The 26,868-nt window shown below is 71.9% G+C and carries 23 protein-coding genes and 2 pseudogenes; 7 read left to right on the top strand and 18 right to left on the bottom strand.

Going from position 1 to position 26,868, the window contains the following annotated elements:
* Positions 1 to 117 precede the first annotated feature (117 nt).
* The 3 genes from ACTG9Q_RS32085 to ACTG9Q_RS32075 all read right to left on the bottom strand — a co-directional run bounded on the left by ACTG9Q_RS32085 (position 118) and on the right by ACTG9Q_RS32075 (position 1,752).
* Positions 118 to 510, bottom strand: coding sequence for a rhodanese-like domain-containing protein (locus tag ACTG9Q_RS32085; protein ID WP_455576707.1), 393 nt, complete (start codon positions 508 to 510; stop codon positions 118 to 120).
* Positions 507 to 998, bottom strand: coding sequence for a cysteine dioxygenase (locus ACTG9Q_RS32080; RefSeq protein WP_455576706.1), 492 nt, complete (start codon positions 996 to 998; stop codon positions 507 to 509). The genes ACTG9Q_RS32085 and ACTG9Q_RS32080 overlap by 4 nt, the downstream gene beginning before the upstream one ends.
* Before the next feature lie 271 nt (positions 999 to 1,269).
* Entirely contained in the window at positions 1,270 to 1,752 is a 483-nt protein-coding gene (locus tag ACTG9Q_RS32075) for a hypothetical protein (protein WP_455576705.1), read from the bottom strand.
* A 319-nt stretch (positions 1,753 to 2,071) separates the two neighbouring features.
* Between ACTG9Q_RS32075 and ACTG9Q_RS32070 the strand changes: the two genes are divergently transcribed.
* Both ACTG9Q_RS32070 and ACTG9Q_RS32065 read left to right on the top strand, forming a co-directional pair.
* A complete protein-coding gene (locus ACTG9Q_RS32070) occupies positions 2,072 to 2,704 on the top strand; it encodes an NAD-binding protein (RefSeq protein WP_455576704.1) in 633 nt (210 codons plus the stop codon).
* Positions 2,705 to 2,707: 3 nt separating this feature from the next.
* On the top strand, positions 2,708 to 4,690 hold the full coding sequence (locus ACTG9Q_RS32065) for an APC family permease (protein ID WP_455576703.1): 1,983 nt from the start codon (positions 2,708 to 2,710) through the stop codon (positions 4,688 to 4,690).
* Positions 4,691 to 4,849: 159 nt separating this feature from the next.
* Here the strand turns inward: ACTG9Q_RS32065 and ACTG9Q_RS32060 are convergent, their stop codons facing one another.
* Both ACTG9Q_RS32060 and ACTG9Q_RS32055 read right to left on the bottom strand, forming a co-directional pair.
* Positions 4,850 to 5,833 (bottom strand): magnesium and cobalt transport protein CorA, encoded by a 984-nt coding sequence (locus ACTG9Q_RS32060; protein ID WP_455576702.1) that lies wholly within the window; start codon positions 5,831 to 5,833, stop codon positions 4,850 to 4,852.
* A gap of 445 nt (positions 5,834 to 6,278) precedes the next feature.
* Entirely contained in the window at positions 6,279 to 6,743 is a 465-nt protein-coding gene (locus ACTG9Q_RS32055; RefSeq protein ID WP_455576701.1) for an alpha/beta fold hydrolase, read from the bottom strand.
* A 466-nt stretch (positions 6,744 to 7,209) separates the two neighbouring features.
* On the opposite strand from ACTG9Q_RS32055, the gene ACTG9Q_RS32050 reads away from it, so the two are divergent.
* Complete coding sequence (locus ACTG9Q_RS32050) at positions 7,210 to 8,526, top strand: APC family permease (RefSeq protein WP_455576700.1); 1,317 nt, start codon at positions 7,210 to 7,212, stop codon at positions 8,524 to 8,526.
* A gap of 365 nt (positions 8,527 to 8,891) precedes the next feature.
* Positions 8,892 to 10,775, top strand: a complete 1,884-nt coding sequence (locus tag ACTG9Q_RS32045; protein ID WP_455576699.1) for a helix-turn-helix domain-containing protein — start codon at positions 8,892 to 8,894, stop codon at positions 10,773 to 10,775.
* A gap of 76 nt (positions 10,776 to 10,851) precedes the next feature.
* Here the strand turns inward: ACTG9Q_RS32045 and ACTG9Q_RS32040 are convergent, their stop codons facing one another.
* The 3 genes from ACTG9Q_RS32040 to ACTG9Q_RS32030 all read right to left on the bottom strand — a co-directional run bounded on the left by ACTG9Q_RS32040 (position 10,852) and on the right by ACTG9Q_RS32030 (position 14,215).
* The gene (locus tag ACTG9Q_RS32040) at positions 10,852 to 12,495 is read right to left on the bottom strand and encodes a tannase/feruloyl esterase family alpha/beta hydrolase (RefSeq protein WP_455576698.1); all 1,644 of its coding nucleotides are present in this window, start codon (positions 12,493 to 12,495) and stop codon (positions 10,852 to 10,854) included.
* On the bottom strand, positions 12,492 to 12,830 hold the full coding sequence (locus tag ACTG9Q_RS32035) for a hypothetical protein (protein WP_455576696.1): 339 nt from the start codon (positions 12,828 to 12,830) through the stop codon (positions 12,492 to 12,494). Before ACTG9Q_RS32035 ends, ACTG9Q_RS32040 begins: the two co-directional genes overlap by 4 nt.
* A 68-nt stretch (positions 12,831 to 12,898) precedes the next feature.
* Positions 12,899 to 14,215: an MFS transporter gene (locus ACTG9Q_RS32030; RefSeq protein ID WP_455576695.1), complete on the bottom strand. Its 1,317-nt coding sequence runs from the start codon at positions 14,213 to 14,215 to the stop codon at positions 12,899 to 12,901.
* A gap of 295 nt (positions 14,216 to 14,510) precedes the next feature.
* On the opposite strand from ACTG9Q_RS32030, the gene ACTG9Q_RS32025 reads away from it, so the two are divergent.
* Both ACTG9Q_RS32025 and ACTG9Q_RS32020 read left to right on the top strand, forming a co-directional pair.
* Positions 14,511 to 15,437 carry a 3-hydroxyacyl-CoA dehydrogenase family protein gene (locus tag ACTG9Q_RS32025; protein WP_455576694.1) on the top strand — a complete coding sequence of 309 codons (927 nt, stop codon included), beginning with the start codon at positions 14,511 to 14,513 and terminating at the stop codon, positions 15,435 to 15,437.
* Positions 15,438 to 15,635: 198 nt separating this feature from the next.
* Complete coding sequence (locus ACTG9Q_RS32020; protein ID WP_455576693.1) at positions 15,636 to 17,231, top strand: poly(ethylene terephthalate) hydrolase family protein; 1,596 nt, start codon at positions 15,636 to 15,638, stop codon at positions 17,229 to 17,231.
* A 141-nt stretch (positions 17,232 to 17,372) separates the two neighbouring features.
* Here the strand turns inward: ACTG9Q_RS32020 and ACTG9Q_RS32015 are convergent, their stop codons facing one another.
* The 9 genes and pseudogenes from ACTG9Q_RS32015 to ACTG9Q_RS31975 form a co-directional block, all read right to left on the bottom strand.
* Positions 17,373 to 18,329, bottom strand: a complete 957-nt coding sequence (locus ACTG9Q_RS32015) for an FAD-dependent oxidoreductase (protein WP_455576692.1) — start codon at positions 18,327 to 18,329, stop codon at positions 17,373 to 17,375.
* Positions 18,330 to 18,342: 13 nt separating this feature from the next.
* Positions 18,343 to 19,329 carry a thioredoxin-disulfide reductase gene (gene trxB, locus ACTG9Q_RS32010; protein WP_455576691.1) on the bottom strand — a complete coding sequence of 329 codons (987 nt, stop codon included), beginning with the start codon at positions 19,327 to 19,329 and terminating at the stop codon, positions 18,343 to 18,345.
* Between the two features lie 5 nt (positions 19,330 to 19,334).
* Entirely contained in the window at positions 19,335 to 19,832 is a 498-nt protein-coding gene (locus ACTG9Q_RS32005) for an arsenate reductase ArsC (RefSeq protein ID WP_455576709.1), read from the bottom strand.
* Between the two features lie 94 nt (positions 19,833 to 19,926).
* Complete coding sequence (locus ACTG9Q_RS32000; protein ID WP_455576690.1) at positions 19,927 to 20,655, bottom strand: aquaporin; 729 nt, start codon at positions 20,653 to 20,655, stop codon at positions 19,927 to 19,929.
* Between the two features lie 40 nt (positions 20,656 to 20,695).
* The gene (locus ACTG9Q_RS31995) at positions 20,696 to 21,370 is read right to left on the bottom strand and encodes an arsenate reductase/protein-tyrosine-phosphatase family protein (protein ID WP_455576689.1); all 675 of its coding nucleotides are present in this window, start codon (positions 21,368 to 21,370) and stop codon (positions 20,696 to 20,698) included.
* Between the two features lie 189 nt (positions 21,371 to 21,559).
* Positions 21,560 to 22,120 (bottom strand): EF-hand domain-containing protein, encoded by a 561-nt coding sequence (locus ACTG9Q_RS31990; protein WP_455576688.1) that lies wholly within the window; start codon positions 22,118 to 22,120, stop codon positions 21,560 to 21,562.
* Positions 22,117 to 23,244: a thioester reductase domain-containing protein gene (locus ACTG9Q_RS31985; protein WP_455576708.1), complete on the bottom strand. Its 1,128-nt coding sequence runs from the start codon at positions 23,242 to 23,244 to the stop codon at positions 22,117 to 22,119. Before ACTG9Q_RS31985 ends, ACTG9Q_RS31990 begins: the two co-directional genes overlap by 4 nt.
* On the bottom strand, positions 23,241 to 24,710 hold the full coding sequence (locus ACTG9Q_RS31980) for an SDR family NAD(P)-dependent oxidoreductase (protein ID WP_455576687.1): 1,470 nt from the start codon (positions 24,708 to 24,710) through the stop codon (positions 23,241 to 23,243). Before ACTG9Q_RS31980 ends, ACTG9Q_RS31985 begins: the two co-directional genes overlap by 4 nt.
* A 94-nt stretch (positions 24,711 to 24,804) precedes the next feature.
* Positions 24,805 to 25,224 (bottom strand): annotated as a pseudogene (locus ACTG9Q_RS31975) (alcohol dehydrogenase catalytic domain-containing protein); the annotation flags it as partial.
* A 490-nt stretch (positions 25,225 to 25,714) separates the two neighbouring features.
* Between ACTG9Q_RS31975 and ACTG9Q_RS31970 the strand changes: the two are divergent.
* Entirely contained in the window at positions 25,715 to 25,984 is a 270-nt protein-coding gene (locus ACTG9Q_RS31970) for a hypothetical protein (protein WP_455576686.1), read from the top strand.
* Between the two features lie 83 nt (positions 25,985 to 26,067).
* Here ACTG9Q_RS31970 and ACTG9Q_RS31965 read toward each other — a convergent pair.
* Positions 26,068 to 26,532: pseudogene (locus ACTG9Q_RS31965) on the bottom strand (class I SAM-dependent methyltransferase); the annotation flags it as partial.
* Positions 26,533 to 26,868 lie beyond the last annotated feature (336 nt).

Raw genomic sequence — 26,868 nt, 5'->3', positions numbered from 1 at the left:
CTGGCCACGAGGTCTCCGGTAGTCACTGGTTTGCTTGGTCGCTAACCCGTCTACCGGAGACCTCACCTATCTGATCAACAACACGCCGGACCAGCACACACGACTTCGAGACACGGCCTAGGTGATGGCAGGCGAACCACCGTCGGTGACGGGCAGGCCCGCCTCCGCCCACGCCCTGAACCCGCCGATCAGGTCCGTCGCGTGCGGTAGCCCGACGAGCCGCAGGTCGCGGGCGGCCAGGCTGGACGCGTAGCCCTCGTTGCAGAACACGATCACCGTGCGCCCCGGGGAGATCTCCGGGATGCGGTGCGTGCCCCGCGGGTCGAGCCGCCACTCCAGCACGATCCGCTCGATCGGGAGGGCGCCGAGGACCTCCCCCTCGGCCAGCCGGTTGTGGTGCGGGCGGATGTCCACCAGCAGCGCGCCCTCCCGCTGCAGCTGGTGCGCCTTGAGCGCGTCGACCCGCTCGATCTCGGCGCGGGCCTGCGTCAGCAGGGCCTCGACAGTCATGACACCTCCAGGGACACGGCGTTGCGAACCGCCGGGATCTCGGCCAGGGACTCATACTCCCGCGTCGGCATCAGCGGCGGTGAGTAGGCGTGCACGCTCAACGCCGCCTCGGCGCCCGCGTTCGCCATGACGTGGGCCCGTCCCCCGCCGAACGCCACCGTCTCACCCAGCCGCCGCACCCCGCGCTGCACCGCGCCTCGCGGGTAGCGGAAGGTCTCCGACAGCGCACCGCGCACGACGGTGAACGACCCGGACGCGCCACCGTGGTCATGCGGCCGCGTGGCCTGCCCCGGCAGCCACGACAACAGCCACAGCTCCACCCCGCCGGTCAGCGCCAACCGCACCCACCACCGCTGGTCAGAGCGGTAACGGGCGGTTACCAGCAGCGCGGTCGTCAACTCGGTGGACACCCGCCGGGTGAGCAACCGCAGCTGACCCGCGCTCCAGAGCTCCCGCTCCGGGCACAACAGGTCCCGCAGCTCCGGCATGTCCACGTCAGGGTGAACTTCAGGCAAGACAGCAAGCGACGATGTCACGACTTCAGCCTCCCGGTTTTCGATTTGTCGCACAGCCGCCACATGCCGACCACGCGGCGCCCGACGAGCGCGACTGTCAAGGCCACGCGCAACCTCCGATCCAGCCGCTGGGCCGGTGCCTCATCCAGTCACAGCGCGACCAACCGCGGCAACGTCTTCCATATTGTGGAATGACCTACCCTTGCGGTGGCGCGTTGTGCAGCTACCGGAAACCAGGAGCGCGTCACCGCCACTGACGATGAACCCGTGCTACCCGGTGACTGAATTGCCCGAGTGGGTTGACGAGCCCGAACGCGCGTCGGCGCCAGCGCGGGGTCGACGGGACGCAAGCGGCGGATCGGCTGTGGGTGGTGGAGTCGCCGGTGAACTTGCCTGCCGTCACCGTCCCGTTCTCCACGATGACCAGCGCTCCCAGGACGTAGTTGGCGGAGCGGTTGTAGCTGATCGTGCTTGTCTCACCGGTGTTCCAGGTGATGGTGTACGAGCCGCTGCCGGACGCGGCCAGGTCGGTGCAGGAGCGGTTGAGGCCGTGGATGGTCGCCCGCACGTGCCCTTGCGTTATGGCGGGGTCGGTGAGGGATGTGCGGGAGAGGACGTTGTGCACGCTCACGTCCACCGGTCGGCGCGTGGTCAGCAGGCCGGTGGAGTAGGGCACCGTCTCGTTCTCCGTGCAGGTGAGATCGCCCGGCGCCGCGTGCACGGGCAACGGTGCGAACACCAAGAGCGCGGCCGCCGCAGAGGCGACGCCCCCCACCGCGAGTCAACGACCGGTCCTGGTCTCGGCGAGGGCGGTACGCGGATTGATTCGGCGCCGCTGGCGTCGGGTCTTGATGCTTTCTTGACGCCTTGGTGTGCTTGGTTTTCCTGTGGTCGAGCGGGATGAGGTGCTTGAACGCGGCGAGTATTGGCGTGTGTTTGGCGTCAGCGGCGTCGCCGGCTTCGTCAAGGTCTCGTCAAGACCGACGCCAAGGTTGGGGCGGGGTGCTGATGCCCCGCTACGTTTCCGTCGAGGTCGGGGGGTGCGTGTGCGGGGACTGGTCATCGGGTTCGGTGTGGTTGGCGCGAATGCCGCTCGGCACCTGCTGGACATCGGCGTCGCGGCGGGCGGTCTCGTGGTCGTCGATTGGGACGCGGGCGCGGTTGAGCGGGCCGGGCGCCTGGGAGCCCGAACGGTTCTCGGGGACGCCGCCGACTGTCATGTGATCGACCGGGCGGTCGTCGGGCACGTTGACCACGTGGTGGTCGCCGTGGGGCCGGATGAGACCGCTCTGCTGAGCACAATAGTGGTCCGCGAGCGGTGTCCGAGCGCGACGATCGTGACCGCTGTGCGGCATCGTGTGCACATTCCGCTCGTGCGGAGTCATGGTGCTGACCGCGCGATCGTCACTTCCGAGGCGACCGGGGCGGCACTGGGTCACGCGGTGTCCGATGTGTCCATGGCGGGTCCTGGTGGTGCGGCCCGCTGGTCGATCGCCGAACGCCCGGTGCGGCCGTTCGAGGTCGGGTGTCTGCTGCGTGACTGCGCGCCCAGTGCCATCGGGCTGCTACGGGGGCCTGGGCGCGGCTGGGAGTCCGAGGCCGCGGGGCAGCGGGTCGCCGAGGGTGACCGCATCGTGTTCTTGACCGCGCGGTCCGCCACGGGTCGGACGGAAGCCTAGGCCATGGCCAAGATCACCGTTGCCGCCAAGCGACTCTTGGTGGGCAGGCCGTTCCGCAGCGATCGACTGGCGCACACGTTGCTGCCCAAGCGGATCGCTCTGCCGGTGTTCGCCTCCGACCCGATGTCGAGCGTGGCGTACGCCCCCGAGGAGATCCTGTTGGTCCTCTCGGTGGCGGGGGCCTCGGCGTACGTGTTCAGCCCGTGGATCGGCCTGCTGGTGGCCGTGGTCATGGTGGCCGTGGTGGCCTCCTACCGGCAGAACGTGCGGGTCTACACTTCCGGTGGCGGTGACTACGAGGTCGCCACCGTCAACCACGGGCCGCGGTGGGGACTGGTGGTGGGCAGCGCCCTGCTCGTGGACTACGTGCTGACCGTGGCGGTGTCGATCGCCTCCGCCGCGGCCAACATCGGCTCGGCCGTGCCGTTCGTGGCCACCCACAAGGTGGAGTTCGCCGTCGCCGCCATCCTCGTGCTGACCGCGATGAACCTGCGCGGCGTGCGGGAGTCGGGCACGGCCTTCGCCATCCCCACCTACGCCTTCGTCATCGGCGTCCTCGGGATGATCCTGTGGGCGCTCGTGCGGGTGTACGCGCTGGGCGGGGACGTCCGCGCCGAGAGCGCCGACTTCCAGCTGGTCGACGAGCACGGCGCCCTGGCCGGACTCGGCTTCGCCTTCCTGATCCTGCGCGCCTTCTCCTCCGGCAGCGCCGCGCTGACCGGGGTCGAGGCGATCGCCAACGGTGTGCCCGCCTTCCGCAAACCCAAGGGGCGCAAGGCGGCCACCACGCTGCTGATGATGGGCCTGCTCGCGGTCACCATGTTCCTCGGTCTGATCATGCTCGCCCGGCTCACCGGGGCCCAGGTCGCCGAGGACCCGGAGCACCAGCTGATCGGCGCGCCCGCGGACTACGAGCAGAAGACCCTGATCGCCCAGCTCGCCAACGCCGTCTTCGCCGGGTTCCCGCCCGCGACCTGGTACGTCATCTTCTTCACCGGGCTGATCCTGGTCCTGGCCGCCAACACCGCCTTCAACGGGTTCCCGGTCCTCGGCTCGATCCTCGCCCAGGACCGCTACCTGCCCCGCCAGCTGCACACCCGCGGCGACCGGCTGGTGTTCTCCAACGGCGTCGTCTTCCTCGCCGGGTTCGCCGTCGTCCTCGTCGTGGCCTTCGACGCCGAGGTCACCCGCCTGATCCAGCTTTACATCGTCGGCGTGTTCATGTCCTTCGTGATCAGCCAGAGCGGCATGATCCGCCACTGGAACCGCCTGCTGGGAACCGAGACCGACCCCGCCGCGCGCGGGCGGATGCGCCGATCCCAGGCGATCAACGCCTTCGGCTTCACCATGACCGCCCTGGTCTTGGCCGTCATCCTGATCACCAAGTTCACCCAGGGCGCGTGGATATCCCTGGCCGCCATGGCCGTCATCTACGTCGTCATGAGCGGTATCCGCAGGCATTACGACCAGGTCGGCGACGAACTCCGCACCGACGACGAGTCACCCGCGGTGCTGCCCTCGCGCAACCACGCCATCGTGCTGGTGTCCAGGCTGCACCGGCCCACCCGGCGGGCACTCGCCTACGCCAAGGCCGTCCGCCCCGACGTCCTCGAAGCCGTCACCGTCAACGTCGACGAGCGCGACACCCGGGAACTCGTCGACGCCTGGAACAGGCAGACCACCTTCTCCATCCCCCTCAAGGTCATCGAGTCGCCCTACCGCGAGATCACCAAACCCGTCCTCGACTACGTCAGGCGCATCCGCACCGACAACCCCCGCGACGTGGTCACCGTGTTCATCCCCGAGTACGTCGTCGGGCGCTGGTGGGAGCAACTGCTGCACAACCAGAGCGCGCTGCGCCTCAAGGGCAGGCTGCTGTTCCAGCCAGGGGTCATGGTCACCAGCGTGCCCTGGCAGCTCGCCTCCTCGACCAAGGTCCGCGACCAACCCGGACAGGCGCCGGGAGCGACCCGCCGCGGTCTGTGAGCGAGCGGGCCCCTGGGTCAGGGAGCCGGTGGCGCGGTGCCCATGCCCAGTGAGATCTGGACCGTGATCAGGGTGAGCCAGCCGATGAGGAAGAGCACCACCCAGAACAGGGGGCGGCTGAGCCTTCTCATCGGGCCTGCTTTCGTGGTCGAGGTGGGGTCAGAGCCATCGGTTGCGTTTGAACATGCGGTAGAGGATAAGGCAGGCCACCAGTGTGAGGGCGACGATGAGCGGATAGCCGTAGCGCCAGTGCAGTTCGGGCATGTGGTCGAAGTTCATGCCGTAGATGCCGAAGACCATGGTCGGGACGGCGATGACCGCCGCCCAGGCGGTGATCCGGCGCATGTCGCTGTTCTGCTGGATGGTGACCTTGGCGAGGGTGGCGTTGAGCAGGGTGGTGAGGATCTCGTCGAAGCCGGTGATGCGCTCGGCGACGAGGTCGAGGTGGTCGGCGACATCGCGGAAGTAGGACTGCACGGCGGGGGAGATCAGGTGGTGGCCGCCGCCCGAGAGGACGCGCAGGGGCGCGGCGAGGGGCAGCACGCTGCGGCGCAGCTCGACGACCTCGCGTTTCATCAGGTGCATCTGCTCGGGGCCGATCGGGCTGCGGGGGGCGAAGACCTGGGCCTCGACGTCGTCGATGTCGTGTTCGAAGGCTTCGGTGGCGGCGAGGTAGTCGTCGACGACGTGGTCGGTGATGGCGTGCAGGACCGCGGCGGGGCCCAGGGCGAGGCGTTCGGGGGCGGCTTCGAGTTCGGCGCGCAGCAGGCCGAGGTGGGAGTGGTCGCGGTGGCGGACGGTGATGATGAAACCACCGCCGAGGAACGCCATGATCTCGCCGGTCTCGACGATCTCGTTGGCCCTGGCCGGACTGTCGTGGGCGACGTGGGTGACGGTCTTGACCACCAGGAACAGGGTGTCGGCGTAGCGCTCCAGCTTGGGTCGCTGGTAGGCGAGCACGGCGTCCTCCACGGCCAGCTCGTGCAGCTGGAACACCGAGGCGATCTCCGCCAGCTGGTCGGCGGAGGGCTCGTAGAGCCCGATCCAGACGAAACCGTCGCCGGTGGCGGTGTGCTCCCGGGCCTCCCGGGGCGTCCAGGTCCCCGGCACGCGGTGCCCGTCCCGGTAGACGGCGCAGTCCACGAGACCCTGCCGTAACTTGGCACCGGGTGGGAGCGTTGTCTCTTCGGAGGTGCCACGCCGCGCCCCCGGACGGGTCGGCGGGGTGTGGCTCATTGCTCCTCCAGGTTCGATCACGGGTGAAGGCTAATCCCCGGCAGATCCAGGGCAACCGCTACCCGATCAACTAGTGACCCGGTGGCCGAGCGGCACGCCCAAGGCTGTCCACGGGCGACCGGTTGTGGGCCGCTGCGGCGGGTGCTCGCCGTGGTCTTGGTGCTCGCGCTCGGCCGGTGCCTGCCACGTTTGTCGCTGGAGGTCTCGCCGTTGACGCGGTGTGGGCAGACGGTGGCGCCGTTGGCGGCGGGGTTGTCGTGTTCGACGCCGACCCAGCCGGACAAGCAGGTCGGACAAGGCTGTGGCGACCGACCCGACCACCGGCGCCGCCGCGTGTGTGGTCCACGGCCCGCTACAGCGCGAGCATCGCCGTGGCGACCTCGTCGGCGGCGGTGTCGGGGATCGCGGTCGCGGCGTGGTCGAGCACCAGTAGCCGGGCGCCGGGGATCTCGCGCGCGAGCGCCTTGCCGTTGCCGACGGGGAAGAACGGGTCGTGGCGACCGTGGACCACGAGCGTCGGCAACGCGAGTTCGGGCAGGCGCTCACGCCAGCGTGGTGTGCAGTCGAGCGCGGCGGCGTCGGCGGCGAGGTCGCGCAGCGTGTACGCGGGCGCTTCGGGGTCGACGGTTGTCGACGTGCCGGAGTCGCGCAGGTCGTAGCGCACGACGTGACGTCCGCCGCGCGCGAGTGCCGCGCAGAGCGCGTCGGGCCAGGAGAGCATGGTCACTCCGCCCGCGAGCAGCACGAGGGGCGCCGCCGCGTCGCCGAAGTGCTCGACCCCGAGCGTGACGCCGTCGGGCGTGCGGAACGAGCGCATCGTCGACCTCCAGGACAGCTGCGTGACCGCGGCACACGCTACCCGCGAAACGTCGTCCGCCGCCTCGACACCAGCACCGAGCCGCGACCGGTTGGATCGTGTGGACTCGGAACCAGCGGAATACCGAATGACCACAGTAGACACACTGGCGGTGTTGCCTACTTGCCGGACCGCACGATTTCGGGCTGCCGGGTAATAAGTGTCAATCGGCGCGGGAACGGACGAAACGGCGTCCATTGTGTGGCTCGCCTCGTAACCACGGACGGACCTGACCAGCGTTGGTGGGGACGCCGTGCGGTTTGCGGAACGTCGGTCACGGTCAGGTCGGTCACGACCTTCCGCGACCAGCTCACCAGACCGCTCACCGACGAGGACTGGTCCCAACAAGGCTTCTGCCGCGATCCGCGAAACCTGGCCCCGCGCGCCATGTCGTGCGGGGCGGGCGTGTGCGCATGAGACTTGGGACATGTCGGTCCCTCTGCGGCGCGCGGTGTCCACGCCCCTGCTGTTCACGTTCATCCTCGGCGACATCCTGGGAGCGGGCGTCTACGTCCTGATCGGAGAGGTCACCGGCGCGTCCGGTGGCGCCGTGTGGCTGCCGTTGCTGCTGGCACTCGGGTTGGCCGCGCTGACCGCCGGTTCCTACGCCGAGTTGGCGACCAAGTACCCGCGGGCCGGGGGAGCCTCGCACTACGCGAACCTGGCGTTCGGCCCGGCGGCGGCGTCGTTCACCGGGTTCTGCATGCTCGCCGCGGGGGTCGTGTCCGTCGCGGCGCTGGCTCGGGCGTTCGGCGGCGACTACCTGGCGGAGTTCGTCTCGCTGCCGGTCGCGCTGGTGGTCACGGTGTTCCTGGCGGGCTTGGCGATGCTCAACATCCACGGGATCAAGGAGTCGCTGCGGGCCAACGTCGTCGCGACCGTCATCGAGGTGGGCGGCCTGCTGCTCGTCGTCGGCCTCGGGGCGTGGATCATCGTGCGCGGCGACGGCGACACCGGTCGGCTCGCCGAGGTCGGTTCCCCCGGCGAGAACCCGTTCGGCGCCGTGCTGGCCGGGGCCGTGCTGGCCTACTACTCGTTCGTCGGTTTCGAGACCTCGGTCAACCTCGCCGAGGAGACCAAGGACCCCCGCCGCTCGTTCCCCCGGGCGCTCTTCGGCGCACTGGCCACCGCGGGCGCGGTCTACCTGCTCATCGGGCTCGTCACCAGTGCGTCGGTCCCCACCGAGCGGTTGGCCGAGTCCAGCGGCCCGCTGCTGGAGGTCGTGCGCGCCGCGGGCGGGGTGCCGACCTGGCTGTTCGGCCTGGTGGCGCTGATCGCGGTCGCCAACGGCGCCCTGCTCACCGGCATCATGTCCTCCCGACTCGCCTACGGCATGGCCCGGGACGGCCTGCTCCCGTCCGGCTTGACCCGCGTGCTGCCCAACCGCCGCACGCCGTGGGTCGCGGTCCTGGCCACCTCGGCGCTGTCCCTGCTGCTGGCCCTGACCGGACAGGTCGCTGCGCTGGCCGAGACCCTGGTGCTGCTGCTGGTCATCGTGTTCACGGTCGTCAACGTGGCCGTCCTCGTCCTGCGCCGGGACTCGGCGGACACCGACCACTTCCGCGTCCCCACGGCGTTCCCGTGGCTGGGAATCGGGTCATGCGCACTGCTGCTGACCCAGATCAGCGCGACCGTGTGGCTGCGCGGACTGATCCTCCTCGCCTTGGCGGTGCTGCTGGCCGTCGTCAACTACCGCCGCCAGAAGCGGGCAGGCTCCACCCACCCGGCAGCGCCTGCCGGCTGATCGGGTGGTGACAAGCAGCCACTGGATCAAACACCCGCAACGTTCGGCAGGCTTCGACACCGATTATGGGTCTGCTGTGGACAGGATTTCACTCGACCGATATGTACCTTACTCACAGTAATGGGTGGTGGACTGTGTCCCGACCCCACAGTGGTTGGTCGTGAAGGGCGCTGGGGGTTGCCATAGAGGTGAGGGTGGGCGTGCAATATGTCCGCAGGGCACATGCGGAGTCGGGAAGCTGCGGGTCCGCGCACATGAACGGCGCGGTGGGAGGTGCGTAATGTGAGCCGCCGCGACTCGGCTGGGCAGCGTGCCGGCTGGGTGCGGCTCGACGACGGCGTCGATGTGGGAGGAAGACCGTGACGGTGGGGATCGCTCCGTACCTGGAACTGCTGTTGGCGTCGGAGACCGGGGTTGGCGACTTCGATGAGCCACTGGTCCGGGCCCGTGTGGAGGGTGCGCCGCCGGAGCGGTTGGCGGAGTTGGAGCGGGAACGCGCGCTGGCTTTGCGGATTCGCGAGATCCTTATTGGACACCGCAGCCACCAAGCTGAGCTGCAGTTGCTGAACGACACCGCCAACGACCTGGCGGCGCTGCACGACCTGGACCCGATCCTGCAGGCCATCTCGGATCGGGCCCGCCGCCTGCTGGACTGCGACCTGGCCTACATCAGCCTGAGCGACCGGGACCGCGGTGACAGCTACATCAAGGCCGCGTCGGGGAACATCTCCGGGCTGCTGCGGGAGCTGCGGCTGCCCAGCGGCACGGGGGTCGGCGGCATGGTGGCCCGCACCCGCGCGCCCTACGGGGTGCTGTCCTACCACGAGGACAAGTCGATCATCCGCACCCCGGAGATCGACCGGACCGTGGCCGCGGAGAAGATGTGCTCGCTGCTGGGGGTGCCGGTCGTGCTCGGCAGGCACGTGATCGGCGTGCTCCTGGCCGCGCACCGCGAACAGCGCACGTTCAGCGGCCGGGACGTCAACGCCCTGTCGATGCTGGCCGCGCACGCGGCGGTGGCCATCGACAACAGCAGGCTGCTGGGTGAGGCGCGCGCGGCGGCCGACGACCTGCGCGTGGCCAACGCGACCATCCGCTCGCACGCCGACGACCTGGAACGCAGCGCGGCGGTGCACGAGCGCCTCACCCGCCTGATGCTGGACGGCAAGGGCGTCGAGGACGTGGTCGAGGCCGCCGCGCAGTCCATCGGCGGCGGCGGAGTGGCGCTGGTGAACCGGGACGGCGCCGCGGTGACGAGCGCGGGTGACCGCGCCGCCGTGGAGTCCTGTGACCTGGTCGCGGTCGCCCGTGCCGCGCGCGAGGCCGGGCACACGGTCGTGGGCGACACCACGTGCGCGGTGCCGATGATCACCGAATCGGACTACCTGGGCACCATGACCCTCACCGGCGCCACCGCGATCGGCGACATCGACCGGCGCACCCTGGAAGCGACGGCGCTGGTGGCCTCCCTGGTGCTGGTGACGCGGCAGCGCATGGCCGAGACCGAGGCCCAGGTGCGCGGCGAGCTGCTCGAGGACCTGCTCTCCCCGTCACCGCCCCGGGACGACCTGCTGCGCCACCGCGCCTCGCTGCTGGGCGTCGACCTCGATGCCCGGCACGTGGTCGTGGTGGCTCGGGCCGACAGCCGGGGACGCGACCACCACCACGCCGCCGCGGCGGCGATGGCCCGCCGTTGCGGCGGCCTGGCGAGCTGCCGCAAGGACGAGGTCGTGCTCTTGCTGCCGGGCACCGATGCCGGGCAGCAGGCGCGGGCGGTGGTCCGCGACCTGTCCACCGCGGCACGGCCGATGACCGCGGGGGCGGCGTCGGCGGAGGGCTTCGATAGCGTCGCCGAGGCGTACCGGGAGGCGGCTGACTGCGCGCGGGCCATGGTCGCGCTGGGCCGCGCGGGCGACGGCGCCGACGCCGCCGAGCTGGGCGCGGTGGGCGTGCTGTTCGGCAGCAGGCGCGACCTCGGCTCGTTCGTCGACGCCGTGCTCGGCTGCCTGCTCGACTACGACCGGGAGCGCGGCTCGGACCTGGTGCGCACGCTCGGCGCCTTCTGCGCGACCGGCCAGAGCGTCTCCAGCACCGCGCAGAAACTGCACCTGCACGCCAACACCGTCGCCCAGCGGCTGGCCCGGATCGGGCACCTGATGGGCGAGGCGTGGCGCGAGCCCGACCGGCTGCTGGAGGTCCAGATCGCGTTGCGGCTGCTGCGGATCAGCAGGCCGGAGCTGCTGCGGTGAGCGCGAACGGCGTGCGCCCCCACCGCCGAAACGCGGGAGCGCACGCCGTGTCGACACATCTGGCGGGCAGGCACGCCTACCTGGTGCAGACGTAGCTGCGCGCGGAGTCGGGATCGCCCGCTCCGGTGTGGCGCGGCCACGTCGGGTACTGGCACAGCGGTCGGGTGCGCCCGGCCGCGGCGGGGTTCTTGTCGGTCACGACCTGCCGGGCGGGCGGCCGGTGGAGCTCCACCCAGTCCTCCAGCGCGGTCAGCGAGTCCCAGCCCGCGGCGAAGGCCGCGTCGACGTTGGCGTGGTTGGCGCCGGGCACCAGGTAGAGCCGGGCGAACCGTTGTGTCGCACCCCTGCCCACGGTCTTCTCGACCCGCTGGAAGTAGTCCACGGTGGACCGGTGGCTGACCAGTTCGTCGGCGGTGCCGTGCACCAGCAGCAGCTTGCCGCCACCGTGGGCGAACCGCCGCAGATCGGGGTCGTTGACGTCCTGCAGCCGCGACAGCTCGCTGATACGCCGCTGCCACGCGCCGGGACGCAGCGGGTCGAGTGACAGCGAGTCGTGACCCGGGTCGCGGGTGACGAAGTGCTTCACCCACTGATCCCAGAACTGCACGCCGTACCCGGCGGACTTGGGCATCGGGTTGGCGGGGGCGTGGGTACCCATGCCCAGCAGCGGTGTCGTCATGTCCGCGCCGGACAGGAACGGCAATCCCGGGTACCCGCGTTCGCCGCTGCCCAGCGGGTAGCTCCACCGCACGGGCCCCGACAACGCCCGCACCGCCCGGATCTGCGCGTCGGACAGGCACGAGTCGCCCAGGTCCGCGCCGTCCGCGCAGCGCAGCGACCGCGGGTCGAACCGGCAGCCCGCCTCGTCGGAGACCACCCCGTCGCGGACACCGTCGCGACCGTCGCACGCCTCGACCACCGCGCGGTACAACAGGGCCTGCTTGGCAGGGCCCGGGAACGCCCCCGGCCGGGAGAGCACCTGCGCCTGGTAACCGAAGAACAGGTCCAAGCTCGCCGCGTTCCACGCCGGGTACGCCGAGATCACCCCGTCGAAATCGGTGGGCCACCGCTGCGCGGCCGCCAACGCCTCCCGACCGCCGCTGGAGCCGCCCGCGAAGTAGCTGTGCGCCGGACGGGTCCCGTACCGCTCGCCCACCAGGAACAGCGCGGCGTCACGGGTCTTCTTCACCGCGTCCCCGGCGAAGTTGCGCAGCGCTTCGTCGTTGACGGCGAACGACCCGTCCAGCGACCGGGCGGGGGTGAAGCCCGGCGCGGCCTGGTGCCCGGAGTCACTGGCGAACGTCGCGTACCCGCGGCCCAGCGGGGTGGGCTGGTCGGCGGGCCCGAACGGCACGGTGCCCGCGATGTCGGGGATGGTGCCGTCGTACCCCCCGCCGCCGAACATCACCACCTTGTGGTTCCAGCGGGTGGGCAGGGCGACCTGGAACTCGATGTCGGGAGCGGCCGGGTCGACCGGGTGGACGACGGCGTCGACCCGGCAGTGCGCGCCCACGGCCGCGGGACCCCGGCCCGAGGCGGCGACCACCCGGACGCCGGTGACCTCGCCGCCGGTGGTGGGCAGGCCGATGGCCCGGGCGGGGACGACGACCCCGTCGAGGTGCCCACATCCCGCTGTCGCCGATTGCGCCTGCGCGGGCGGGATGAGCGAGGAGCCGCACACCAGCGCCGCGACCGGGACTGCGACCCAGTGCCTTCTCACGTTGCCTCCCTGGCCTCGTTGCGGGGACCACAGGCCAGGTATGGCCGGTGACCGTTCACGTGCGCGGACACATGCCTGCGCGGGCCTTGCCATGCCGGGCGCACACGACACGGCCGCGACGGCGCGGCGGTGTGTTCACGCAGCCAGTCGTCGAAGGCGTTGTCGAGCGCGGGCAGCTCGCGCAGCTCGCCGAGGTGGAGACCACGGGACATGTTCGCCCAGACCACGCCGAAATCGCCGGGGGCGACCGGTTCGGGTCGGTGTCCCAGGCGGCGCGCCGCGTAGTCGGTGGCGATCCGGTGTTCCCGTCCCCACGAGAAGCTCTCGTCCGTCACTGTCGGTCCTTTCCGGTGTCGTGTGCCGCGGTCAAGTCAGGCGCGCGTGTCGGGGGCTCGGGTCGGGCTCATCGGGCGGACACCTCGGCGAGATCGCGGTGCCGGGTCTCGGCGGCGGCGAGCACGCCCGCCGTGGAGATGACAGCGGCGACGATGACGTAGAGGGTGATCGGTGTGGCACTGCCGTAGTGGGACAGCAGGGCGGTGGCGACCAGCGGCGCCAGGGAGCCCGCGATGATCGAGCTGACCTGGTACCCGATGGACGTGCCGGAGTAGCGGACCGCGGTGTCGAACTGCTCGGCGAAGAAGGCGGCCTGGGGCCCGTACATCGCCGCGTGCACGAGCAGCCCGCCGACCACGGCGAGGGTGAGCAGCCACCCGTCCCGGGTGTCCAGCAGCGGGAAGAACACCGTCGCCCACACGCCCATGCCGATGGTTCCCGCCAGGTAGACCGGGCGGCGCCCGACGCGGTCGGACAACGCGCCGAAAGCGGGAATCGCGATCAGGTGGACGACGTTGGCCAGGAGCAGCGCGTTGAGCGCCACCGACTTGTCCAGCCTGAGGTGGGTGGTGACGTAGGTGAGGACGAACGCGGTGATGATGTAGTAGGAGATGTTCTCCACCATCCGCGCCGAGATGCACACGGCGATCTGCTTGGGGTGGCGGCGAAGTGCCTCCAGCGCGGGCATCCGCCGGTCCTCGCCCCCGGCCGCCTCGGCCTTGGCGCGGGCCTCGGTGAACACCGGGGCGTCCTCGATGGACGAGCGGATCCAGTAGCCCAGCCCGATCAGCACGGCCGACAGCAGGAACGGCACGCGCCAGCCCCAGGCCAGGAAGGTCTCGTCGTCCATGGTCGCGGCCAGCAGCGCGAGCACCGCGGTGGCCAGCAGGTTGCCGATCGGGACACCGGCCTGGGGCCAGCTCGCCCAGAAGCCGCGCCGCCGCGGCGATCCGTGCTCGCTGACCAGCAGCACGGCGCCGCTCCACTCGCCGCCGATGGCGAAGCCCTGCACCAGCCGCAGCACGGTCAGCAGCACCGCGGCCCACACGCCGATGTCGGCGTAGGTGGGCAGCAGACCGATCGCGGCGGTGGCCACGCCCATCATCACCAGGCTGACCATGAGCAGCTTCTTGCGGCCGAGGCGGTCGCCGAAGTGCCCGAACACCAAGCCGCCCAAGGGGCGGGCGACGAACCCGAGCGCGTAGGTGAGGAAGGCGAGCATGGTGCCCACCAGCGGGTCGCTCTGCGGGAAGAACAGCTTGTTGAACACCAGGGCGGCGGCCGAGCCGTAGAGGAAGAAGTCGTACCACTCCACGGCGGTGCCGACCAGGCTCGCGGCCACCACCCGGCCCATCCGGGTCGGCGGCGCGGCGGCTGTGCTCATCAGGGACTCCTTCGTCGTACCCGCGGGCGGGCTGATCGGCGCCGGTGTTCGGAGATGGTGGAGTCGTGGTCTCCATGACCGGCAGCGCACGGCCGCAAACGCTAAGCCGGGCGTCATCGCCGACCAATGTGGCCGGGCACGCAAAACACGCACCGCCTATGTGTGCGGCCACATTGTCGGCCGACGGGTGTTCGCCCAGCGTTGACCTCGATGACACAACTGGAGATCCAGCCCGCGTCGCGCCCGCGCGCGCCTGCGGCTCCCACACCGGTTGACCTTCGAGCGAAGGAGATCCATGGCGCTATTCGGCATAGTCGGTGCGGGGCTCATGGGGCACGGGATCGCCGTCGCACTGGCACAGGGCGGCCACCACGCCCGGCTCTACGACCCGGACCCCGCGACGCTGGAGGACCTGCGCGACCGCGTCGACAAGGCGCTGGAGCTGAGTGGGACACCCGAGTCGGCGAGGACGGCCGTGGCGGACCTCGTCAACGCCGCCCCCGACCTCGACGCGGTCCTGCACCAGGCCGACGTCGTCGTGGAGGCGGTGCCGGAGCGGATGGCCGTCAAGCACGAGGTGATGGCGTCCGTGGAAGCGGCCGTCCCCGCGCGCACCCCGATCTGGTCGAACACCTCGGTGCTCTCGATCACCGGGATCGGCGCGGGCATGCGGCACCCCGAGCGCCTCGTGGGCGTCCACTGGTGGAACCCGGCCCACCTCATCCCCCTGGTCGAGATCGCCCCCGGCGCCGCCACCGACCCGCGACTGGTCCAGGGCGCCGAGGAACTGATCACCGCGCTGGGCAAGACGGCGGTCCGCCTGCACCGCGACGTCCCCGGCTTCATCGGCAACCGGCTGCAGTTCGCCCTGGTGCGCGAAGCCCTCCACCTGCTCGACGAGGGTGTCTGCGACGCCGAGACGATCGACATGGTGGTACGCATGAGTTTCGGCCTGCGCCTCGCGGCCGTCGGCCCGATGGAGAACGCCGACTACATCGGACTCGACCTGACCCGCTCCATCCTGGCCAGCCTGGCGCCGCACCTGTCCACGGCCACCGAATCGTTCCCCGTGCTGGACAGGCTCCTCGCCGACGGGCACCGCGGGCGGGCCACCCGCCAGGGCATGTTGACCTGGACCGGGCACCGCGCCGCCGAGGTGGCCGGTCGCCTGGTCTCCGGCATCCGCCGCAACCTCGCCGCCACCCGCTCCGCAGCGCGCTGAGCCACGGGCGTACGAGCCTGCCAAGGGGGCGGCTCGTACGCCCGTTCCCACGGGTGTGTGGTCCGCGACATGCGCGGGCGTCCCAAGAGTGTGTGCGAGTCCATGGTGGTGTCGTTTTCGCGTTCGTAACATCGGTGAAACAGCGTGACCCGGATCACCTGTGAATTCCCTGCACCACTCCCTTTCTGGAGGCTCCCAATGTCCACAAGTCACACACGTGCCGTTGACCGCGGCCGCGGGGCGGCGCTGCTCGCGGTGCTGGCCGCGGTGGCGGCCACGCTGTCACTGGTCGGGATCTCGTCGCAGGCCCGCGCCGACCTCGCCGCGGGCACGGCCTCGGCGGCCGTCGAGCACGACCCGGTGGTCATCATTCCGGGCATGACCGGCACGACGCAGTACATGGAGCCGATGAGGACCAAGTTCGTCAACGCGGGGTGGCGCGCGGACCGGGTCGACACCTGGACCGACAGCACGAGCATGACCGGTGACCTCACCCGGGCCGGGCAGGAGATCGGCCAGAAGGTCGACAGCGTGCTGTCCCGGACCGGCGCCCGCAAGGTCGTGCTGGTGACTTGGTCGGCCTCCACCCTGGCGGCCCGCTCCTACCTCAAGAACACCCCCGGCGCCCAGGACAAGGTCTCGCTGTACTTCTCGATGGCGGGCCCCCACCACGGCACCACCACCGCGTCCATGTGCCAGAACACCTACGTCTCGTGCAGGCAGTTCGCCATCGGCTCGCCCTGGCTGGCCGCGCTCAACGCGGGCACCGAGGTCCCCGGCTCTCCCACCGTCCGGTACACGACTCAGCGCTCCACCTGCGACTGGAACGTCAATCCCAGCACCTCGGCGGAGCTGTCCGGGGCGGCCAACCTGCAGACGCCGACGTGCATCGGCCATGCCGGCTTCCCCAGCGACACCGGCGTGTTCAACCAGATCAGGAACGTCATCGTCGACCACGAGAACCAGACGCCCACCACGACCACCACGCCGACCGCCACCAGCACCACGCCGACCACGACGCAGCCCACCACCACCCCGCCCACCTCGCCGTGCTCGTCGGTCAACGGCCAGTGGGCCGCCGCGGGCCCGTTCGCGGTGACCTCCGCGTCCAACGGGCGCGGCACCACCGTCTTCCGACCGGTGGCCCTGGGCACCCTGGGCTGCGCCACCCACCCGGTCGTGCTGTGGAACAACGGCGCCCGCTCCGGGCTCGACCGCTACGTCCCGCTGCTCAACCACCTCGCCTCGCACGGCTTCGTCGTCGCCGCGGCGGAAGGCAACGCGGGCACCGGCGGCCCCATGCTGCAGGGCCTGGACTACCTGACGACCGAGAACAGCCGCGCGGGCAGCGTCTTCCAGGGCAAGGTCAACCTGTCCACCGTGGGCGCCACCGGCCACTCCTTCGGCGGCGGCGCCGCGGTCGACGCCGGGGCCGACCCGCGAGTCGACACCATCGCCCCGATCTACCCCCTCGCGTTCAGCAGCGCAAGCAGGCTGCGCGGCCCCGCGTTGTTCATCGCGGGCCAGAACGACACCGTCGTCACGCCCACCACCGTCCGCAACACCTACCGCCAGGCCACCCAGGTCCCCGCCATCTACGCCGAGCAGCGCGGCGCCGACCACTACGGCATCCCCGCCCTGCACGGCACCGTCACCGCGTGGTTCCGCCTCCACCTCATGGGCGACGAACAGGCCCGCGGCCTGTACTTCGGCCCCGGCTGCGCCTACTGCTCGTCCTCGTTCTGGTCCATCTTCGAACGCAACCCCAAGGCCCAGGCCGTCGCGGGGCCCTGACACCCGCCGACGACAGCGGGGAGCCCGACACCGGTCGGGCTCCCCGCTCGTTCCCCAGGGGGGAACACATCGGCGTCGACACCCACGGCCCTCGCTCCACGCCGCGCCTGTCCCGATGCCCGGAGTGCGCGTGGGGCGTGGTCACCTCCGGCCGGTCACGCCCAACTGGTGGGCGATGGCGTGCGCGGCGGTCTTCGCGGTCGGGCCGACGCCGATGAGGGTGGCCGAGGCGGGGCCGGTCCAGTCGCCGTAGCCGAGCAGGCGCAGGCGCGCTTCGCCGTGCGCGTGCCCGTCGCGGTCACGCAGGCCCAGCGGTGCGAGGTGGGCCAGCGCGGGCCGGAAGCCGGTGCACCAGATGACCGCGTCGGCGGCGGCCAGGACGTCGCGGTCGAGGGGGTGGGCGGTGAGCAGGGCGCGGTCGCGGGCCTCGCGCACGGGTGGGACGGCGACGATGTCGCCCAGGGCGCCCACGCCGCCGGGGGTGTGGGTGGCGATGTCGAACAGGGCCTTGCCGTCGATCTCGTCGGGCAGGTAGCGGGGTGGGCGCTGGGTGAGCCAGGTCAGCTCGACGTGGCCCGCGAGGTCGGCGGCGATCTGGGCGCCGGAGTTGCCGCCACCGACCACAACGACGCGCTGCCCGTCGAACTGCCGCGGGTTGCGGTAGTCCACGGTGTGCAGCTGTCGCCCGGGAAGGCCGCGGGCGGCGGCGGGGATGAAGGGCCGCGACCAGGTGCCGGTGGTGCTGATGACCGCCTCGGCGAAGCGGCCGTCGACGTCGTGGCCGCCGTCGACCCGGACAACCGACCGCACGCGGACCGGGCGCTCAACGGCCAGGTCGTAGCGTTTCTCGTAGGCGGTCAGGTAGTCCACGACGTGACCGGCGGTCGGGTAGCCCTCGTGTGGGAAGCGCGGCATCGGCCAGCCCGGCAGCGAGCTGTGCCGGGCCGGGGAGAACAGGCGCAGGGAGTCCCAGCCGTGCCGCCACGCCCCGCCGGGCTCGGGCTGGGCGTCGAGGATGGTGAAGTCCACCCCGGTCCGGCGGAGGTGGTAGCCGGCGGCCAGCCCTGCCTGGCCGCCGCCGATGACGATGACGGTCACTGCTGTCCCAAGGTCAGGAGTGCGCCCCGACCGGTTCCCCCGCGGCGGTGTCCGCCGCGGTGTCGGCGAGGGCGGCCAGGTAGCGCTCGGCGTCCAGCGCGGCCGCGCACCCGCTGCCCGCGGCGGTGATGGCCTGTCGGTAGGTGTGGTCGACGACGTCTCCCGCGCCGAACACGCCGGGGATGTCGGTGTGCGTCGACGGGGAGTCGACCTTGAGGTAGCCGGCCTTATCGAGGTCGAGTTGGCCGGTGAACAACTCGGTGCGCGGGTCGTGGCCGATGGCGATGAACAACCCGGTCACGTCCAGGTCGCGGGTGGCGCCGGTGATCACGTCGCGCAGCACGACCCCGGCCAGCACCCCGCCCGCCTCCTTCAGTTCGGCGACCTCGCTGTCGAAGGCGAAGGTGATTTTCGGGTCGGCGGCGGCCCGGTCCTGCATCACCTTGGAGGCGCGCAGCGCGCCGCGGCGGTGCACGACGGTGACCGAGCGGGCGAAGCGGGTGAGGAAGGTGGCCTCCTCCATCGCGGTGTCCCCGCCGCCGACCACGGCGATGTCGCGGTCGCGGAAGAAGAACCCGTCGCAGGTCGCGCACCAGGAGACCCCGCGGCCGGACAGCTCGGTCTCGTGGGGCAGGCCGAGCTTGCGGTACCCGGAGCCGGTGGCCACGATCACCGCCTTGGCGCGGTGGACGGCGCCGGTGGTGTCGGTGAGCAGTTTGACCTGGCCGGTGAGGTCGACGGCGACGATGTCGTCGTCGACGATGTCCGCGCCGAACCGCTCGGCCTGGGTGCGCATCCCGGCCATCAGGTCCGGGCCGTCGATGCCGGTCGGGAAGCCGGGGAAGTTCTCCACCTCGGTGGTGGTCATCAGCGCCCCACCCGCGGAGACGGACCCGGCGAACACCAGCGGCGCGAGCTGGGCGCGGGCGGTGTAGAGGGCGGCGGTGTACCCGGCGGGGCCGGAGCCGACGACCACGACCTCACGGACCGATGCGCTCACGGCGCTCACGCTGTGGTTCCCTCGGCGGCGGCAGGCGCGGGGGCGATCTCGGCGATCAGGCCCTCGATCAGGGCCTTGATCTCGTCACGGATGGGGCGGACCGACGCCACGCCCTGGCCCGCCGGGTCGGTGAGTTTCCAGTCCAGGTAGCGCTTGCCGGGGAAGACCGGGCAGGCGTCGCCGCAGCCCATCGTGACGCACACGTCCGACTCGCGGACCGCGTCGTAGGTGAGGATCTTCGGGGTCTGGGCGGAGATGTCGATGCCCACCTCGCGCATGGCCTCGACCACGGCGGGGTTGACCCGATCGGCCGGGGCGGACCCGGCGGAGCGGACCTCCACCCGGTCCCCGGCCAGGTGCGACAGCCACGCGGCGGCCATCTGCGAGCGGCCCGCGTTGTGGACGCACACGAACAGCACCGACGGCTTGCCCGAGGGGGACACACCGGCCTCGGCAGTGCTGGTCTCGGCAGTGCCGGTCTCGGGGATCTCGGTCTGGGACATGTCGATCACACCGTTCCTTCGCTGTCAGTCGCCGCGGGGGCGCCGGTGGTGAGGTGGCAAGTCGTCGGTGCGGGCGGGACCTGTGACGGTGCGGTCATAGCCGTCCCTTGACGGTGGGCTCGCTCAGGTGGGGCAGGACAACGTCCTCGGCGCGCGCCGAGGCATCCGGGTACAGGCCGCGCAGCAGCGGCAGCGCGATCACGGCCGCGACGATCTGCGCGAGGACGAACGGAAGCACCGAGGCGGGGGCGATCCCGGCGAAGCTGTCGCTGAACACACGCCCGACCGTGATGGCGGGGTTGGCGAAGCTGGTGGAACTGGTGAAGAAGTACGCCGCGCCGATGTAGGCGCCGACCGCGGCGGGTGCGCGTTCCGCCCGGCCGGAGCGGGTCAGGGAGAAGATCACCAGCAGCAGCCCGAGGGTGGCCACGACCTCGGAGATGCCGTGCGGCCAGCTCGCGCGCGCGGTGGTGGAGATGCTGACCGGCGCGGCGTCGAACAGCACGTTCGCCACGACCGCCCCGGATACGCACCCGAGCACCTGAGTGGGGACATAGGCCAGGAAGCGGCGCCAGGACAGGCCACCGAACGCGGCGTCCACGAAGGACACCACCGGGTTGAAGTGCCCGCCGCTGACCGGCCCGAAGATCAGGATGATCGCGTAGAGCCCGACGGCGGTCGCGGCGGCGTTCTCCAGCAGTTGCAGGCCCACGTCGTTGGGGGACAGGCGTTGGGCGGCGATACCGGAGCCGATCACCAGCGCGGCGAGCAGCAGGCTGCCGAGGAACTCGGCCAGCAGCGTGCGGAACAACGGCCGCGTCATCGCGACTCCTTCTCGGGCTGTGCTGTGGGGTGCGGGGAGGTCAGGGAGTGTGGACGGCAGGGGCCAGGCGCTCGACCCGGTCGGCCAGGTCCCGGAAAGCGGAGTCGAAGGCTTCCTCGGTGCCCACCGCGGCCGGGTCGGGCACCGACCAGTGCAGCCGGTCCGCTGGGTCGAGTTCCTCGTGGGCGTTGTCGCACACGGCCACCACCAGGTCGTCCGGGCGCACGACCTGCTCGACGTGATGAGGACGGGCACGGGCCAGTGACAGGCCGTGGGCCTGGGCGGTGGCCACCGCCAGCGGGTGCACCGCCTCGGCGGGAGCGGTGCCTGCCGAGGCGGTGGGCACCGCGCTGCGCTTGGCCCACAACGCCGCCGCCAGCTGCGAGCGGGCAGAGTTGCGGCTGCACACGAACACCACCCGCCGCGCCTGCCGCACCCCGGCGGGCACCAGCCCGGCCAGCGCCGCCGTACGCAGCCGCAGGTAGGTGCGGCGGCCATCGCCCTCTGACCGCGACCGCTCCACCAGTCCAGCCTGCCCCAACAACTTGACGTGGTGCGCCAGCAGGTTGCTGGGCAACCCCAACTCCGCGCCCACTTCACTCGGCGAGGCGTCCCCCAGCAGCAGCCGGTCCACGATCGCCAACCGCGCGGGCTCGCCCAGCGCGGCGTGGACGCGCGCCCGCGCCACCAGCTCGGAGGACCAGTCAGTATTCATTGACTCAATATTGATTGAGTCTTTGCCTTCGGTCAAGTGCGGAAGGCGCGAGCGCGAGTCAGATCACACACCGCGGGCACGCCGGGTCCGTCCAGCGAGGTCAGGACCCGGCACTCACGGTCACCACGGTGCTGTTCTTGTGCACGCACAAGAACAGCACCGTGGGCTTGATCGTGGTCGGGTCCGGCGTCAGGCGGGGCCGAACAGCCAGTTGCCCGCCGCGTCGGGGTCGGTTCCGGTGTGGAAGTCGCGGGCCGCCTGGACGAGTTCGTCCCGGCTGAGCGTTCCGCTGCCGTCGCGGTCGAGCTTGGTGAACGCCTCGGCGGCGTGGGCCTGCGGGTTGCCGATGGCCTGCTGGAGGCGTTGGAACTCCGCGCGTTCGAGGACGCCGCTGTCATCGGTGTCCGCCACGTCGATGATCGCGACGACCACAGGGCGCAGGCCGCGTTCGAAGTCGCCCTCGGCCGCGCCGAACGCGCTCATCATGCCCGCGCGGTACTCGTCGGGGCTGATGCGGCGGTCGCCGTCGAGGTCGAGCCCGGTCAGCAGGGAGTGCCAGAACACCTCGAAACCGCTGGCCAGGGCCCTGCCCTTGGCCGAGTCCGGCGCCACGTCGAACGCGCTGGTGACCCGGGCGGCCATGGCGACGGTGTCGTCGTAGTCGACGTACCCGCTGCCGTCGGCGTCGAAGAACCCGAATGACTTGTGCAGCCGATCGTCGAGGCTGGGGGAGGCGATCATGTCGGTCATGGGGATGGGACCCTCTCGTGGGGCGGCGACGGCACGAGGCCGTCGGCGGCGATCCTGCGGATGATCGTGCCGAACAACCGCTCGCCCAGCTCCGGTGGCGTCACCGAGCACCGGGCCAGCAGGTCGTTGGTGGCCGTGCAGTCCACGGCCGGTGGGCGGTACTGCTCGGTCGGCACGAGCAGGTACCGCATGAGTTCCCACACCGCGAGCACCAGGTAGGCCGAGAGCTGGTCGGCCCTCCCCAGCAGCGCTTGCCGCCACTGCTCGACGGTGCACGCGGGCAGCGGGTAGCCGAGCGACCCGGCGTGGGCGAAGACGCTCGCGATCGGCAGCGGGACATTGGGGTGCCAGGCGTGGCCGATGGCCTCCGGCCGCCGCGACAGCGCGATTACGGCTCGGGCGATGTGGTCCACCGGAGCGGCGGGGACCTCGCAGTCCGTCGTGGGGGCGCGACCGACGGCGATGGCGCCGCGGATGAGCCGCACGGACAGCTCGGTGTCGGAGAACGCGCCGGTGGTGCTGTGCCCGAGCACCAGGCCGGGGCGGTAGATCGCGACGGGGAGCCCGTCGAGGCCCGCGCGCCGCACCTCGGCCTCGGCCACCCACTTGGTCCGGGTGTAGCCGACGACGTCGCTGCTCTGCCGGGTGGGGAGGGTGTCCTCGCGGACGACCCGGCGTCGCTGTCGCGCGGCGCGCAGGAACACCGCGGCGGACGAGACGTGGTGCACGGCCTTGTCCCCGCGGTGCCGCGCGAACGCCAGGACGTTCCGCGTGCCGCCGACGTTCGTGGGGGCGAGGGAGTCGTACTCCGCGGCCAGGTTGACCGAGCCCGCGCAGTGGTAGACCGCGCCCACGGTGGTCGCGAGCTCCTGGTAGACGGGTGCGGGCAGTCCCAGCCGGGCCGCGGTGACGTCCCCCCGGACCACGACCAGCCGCCGCTCGTCCACCGGCTCGCCGAGCAGGTAGGCCGAGACGTGTCGGCGCAGCCGGGCCAGCGCCCCCGTATCGCTGGCGCCCCTGACCAGGCAGTGGACCGTGGTGTCGCCGTCGCGCAACAGCTCCGCGCAGATCGCGCCCCCGAGGAAGCCCGTCGCGCCGGTGAGCAGGACCGCGGGCGGGCTCACCCGGCGCTCCCCGCGGACTCGGCGGCCAGCTGCGGGTAGATGGCCGCGGCCAGCTCGTCGATCCCGTTGCTGGGCATGATCCGGACGCTGGTCAGCTCGCACCGCAGGACGCGCCACAGCTCCGCCTGGACGTGCACCGCCAGCAGCGAGTCCAGGCCGAGCTGGTGCACGGGCCGTTTGCGGTCGAGCCGTTCCGGCGCGATCTGCATGACGTGGGCGACGACCCTGGCGACGGCGTCGGAGGTCAGTGCCACGGCGTGCTCGGCGCCGGCCCGGCGGATGGCGTCCCTGGCGGCCCGCCCGGCGGATTCGGCGTCCGTGCCCGCCCCGGTCACGACCAGGCCGAACCGCGCCGCGGCGACCCCCGGCAGCAGCCCCGCGGCGGCCGACCAGTCCGGCCTGCCGAGCCCGATCGCGGCGTGCGCGGTGTCCCGGGCCTTGTCCAGGGCCTGCAGCGACGACCGGGCGGTGACCGGCCGCAGCAGCCCGGTGGTGTACTCCGCAGGGCTGCGGGCGAGGTAGCCGGTGTCCCCGATGCTGCCCCAGGCCACCGCCAGCGCGGGCAGGCCCGCTGCTCTGCGGGCCCGCGCGAGGGCTTCCAGGTGCAGGTTCGCCGCCGCGTAGCCGGCCTGGTTGATCGTGCCGACGACGCCGCTCAGCGAGGAGTAGAGCCAGAAGAAGTCCAGCTGCCGGTCGCGGGTGAGCCGGTCGAGCACCTCGGCGCCGGTCACCTTCGGCTCGACCACCTCGGCCAGCGCCCTCGCGTCCTGGTCGAGCAGCGGCGCGTCGCGCAGCACCATCGCGGCGTGCACGACCCCGCGCAGGGGGCGGCCGGTGGCGTCGATGTCCCGGATCAGGTCCGCCACGGCGGCCTGGTCGGTGACGTCCACGGCCTCCACGCGCAGGTCGGCGCCGTGGGCGTGCACGGCCGCGGTGGTGGCCGCGGCTTCGGGGGCGGTGTCGCCGCTCCTGCTGATGGCCACGAGGTGCCGCGCGCCGCGTTCGGCGAGCCACTGGACGGTGGCGGCGCCGAAACCGCTCGTGCCGCCGGTGACGAGGTAGGTGGCGGCGGGGTCGAGCCGCATCGGCGCCACCGGCTCGGTGAGCGGCACCCGGGCCTCGTCGTCGAGGCTGATCACCACCTTGCCGACGTGGCGGGAGTGCGCCATGAGTTCGTAGGACTCGCCGACGCGGTCGGGGGGGTGGCCCCGGTAGGGCAGTGGCCGGTAGACGCCGCTGTGCACCGCCGCGACCACGTCGGCGAACTCCGAGTACGCGCGCTCGGGTGTCCGCTGGGTGAGCGTGTCCAGGTCGACCAGGTGGAAGCTCACGTGGTGGGCGAAGGACCCCATCGGCAGGTGCCGGTCGGTCTGCAGGTCCTGCTTGCCCAGCTCGACGAAGTGCCCGCCGGGCCGCACGAGCCGCAGGCCGCGGTCCATGCCCTCGGCGGCCAGGGAGTTGAGCACGACGTCGACGCCGCGGTGACCGGTGCGGGGCGAGGACTTCGTCCGCGAACGACATGCTCCGCGAGTCGAGCACGTGCCGCACGCCCAGCAGCCGCAGCAGCTCGCGCTTCTCCTCGGTGCCCGCCGTCGCGATGACCTTGGCCCCGACGTGCTGGGCGTAGCGGATCGCGGCCAGCCCCACCCCGCCCGCGCCGCCGTGCACCAGCAGGGTCTGGCCCGCGCCGAGGTCGGCCCGCCGCGCCAGGGCGTGGTGCACGGTGCGCCAGACCGTGGGGAGGGTCGCGGCCTCGGCGAAGCCCATCCCGTCGGGGACGCGGCCGAGGAACTCCTGGCGGGCCAGCGCGTGGGAGGCGAACGCCGACAGCGCGAAGGCGAAGACGCGCTCACCCGGGCTCCACCGCGTCACACCCTCGCCCACCGCCGCCACGACACCGGCGCAGTCCGAGCCGACCATGCCACCCGTGGCCGGGTCGGCGGGCGCGTCCACCCGCAGGCCGCCCCGGACGTGTAGCACGTCGCGGTAGTTCCAGGCCGCCGCGCGCACCCGCACCACCACCTCGCCGGGGCCCGGCACGAGTGGTGCCGCAGGCCGCCAGCCCAAGCGCGGCGCACCCGCACGCGTGGTGACGTGCAGGCGCACGGGGACCTCCGCCGAGGCGGTCGACCGCGGGGCCTCGTCCACCGTGGCCACCCTCGGCACGAAACGGCCGTCGCGGGTCAGCACCACCTCGTCCTCGTCGTGCGACGAGAGAAGTTCGGCAACCACCTGGCGCGCTTGCGCGCGGTCGACGGCGAGTCGGCGGACGTTCACCGTGGGGTGCTCGTTGGACAGGCACCGGGCGGCGCCCCACAGGCCCGCGGCCACGGGCCCCTCCGCACCGCCGACCCGGTCGAACAGCCCGGTCGACGGGCAGAGCACGACCACCTCGCAACCCGGCAGCCGCCCGGCGGCACTTACCACGGTCCGCAACGCGGTCAGGTCGGCGACGACCTGGTCGGCGGCGGTGCCGGTGCTGGTGGACCACGCCTGGGGCAGCAGCACCAGCGTGACCGCCGAGGCTCCCGCCCGTGCCGCTCGGGTGATCTTGTCGGCTGACGCCCCCGCGGGCACGAGCCGCGCGTCGGTGCCGGTGTCGGTCAACGCGGAAACGATCTCGGCCGCCCGCGGCGCGTCCGACGGCGCGACGACGACCCAGCACCGGTCGGACGCCGCGGGCAGGTGCTCGGCGCGCGGTTCCGGGCGAGGGGATCGGCAGGCCACGAACACGGAGTGAACCGAGGCGCTGTCGGAACCGACCTGGTGGGTGTCGGTGAAGCCGTTGTGCCGCAACAGCTCCAGCCATTTCTCCGGCGGCAGGTAAGGCGACTCGGGTCGCAGGTCGGCGTCGGTGAAACCCCACCACCCCTCGCGTAAACCGAACAGCGGGGCGAACAGCGCGGCGTCGTGGGGCTCGACCATGATCAGCCGCCCGCGGTCGTCCAGCAACCAGGCCACGTGCCGCAGGGCCCGCCGCAGGTCGGTGGCCGAGTGCAGCGTGTTGCTCGCGATCACCACGTCGAAACCGCCCGCGGTGAAGCCCTGCTCGGCCGGGTCGCCGTCGAGGTCCAGCAGTCGGCAGTCGACCCGGTCGTCGGCGCCGAAGCGGGCCTGGAAGCGGCGCAGCGCCGTGTCCGAGGCGGTCGTGAACGTGTAGCGGGTGCGTTCGCGCTCCAGCACCGGCAGCAGGCGGCCTGCGACGGCGCCGCTCGCGCCGATCTCCAGGACGCGCAGCGGCCGGTCGGCGGGGACGGCGTCGACGACGTCGGTCAACGCCTGGCGCATCCACCGGTAGTGCTGGCCCAGCAGCAGCTCGCTGTCGTGCATGGCTTCGGCGCCTGTGGCCGGTTGGCCTCCGTCGAGCAACTCGGTGGGGTCGCGGTCGCCGCGCAGGACGTCGGCCAGCCGCTGTCCGCAGCGGCCCGCGAGCACCCAGTACTCGGCCCACCCGCCGAACTCGTCGAGTGCCCGGGAGAACTCCTGTCGCGGGGCGGGGGAGACCGCCCGCCGCCACGCGTCGGTCGCGCCCGGCACGGGGGTGAGCGCTCCAGCCGCCACCGCGTTGGCGGTCAGCACGCGCACCAGCGGCAGGTACTTCTCCAGCAGTCCCGCGTCGAGCAG

Source organism: Actinokineospora lacus (assembly GCF_053813445.1).
Note: the sequence above shows the minus strand (reverse complement) of the source record. Positions and strands in the feature narration are given on the sequence as shown.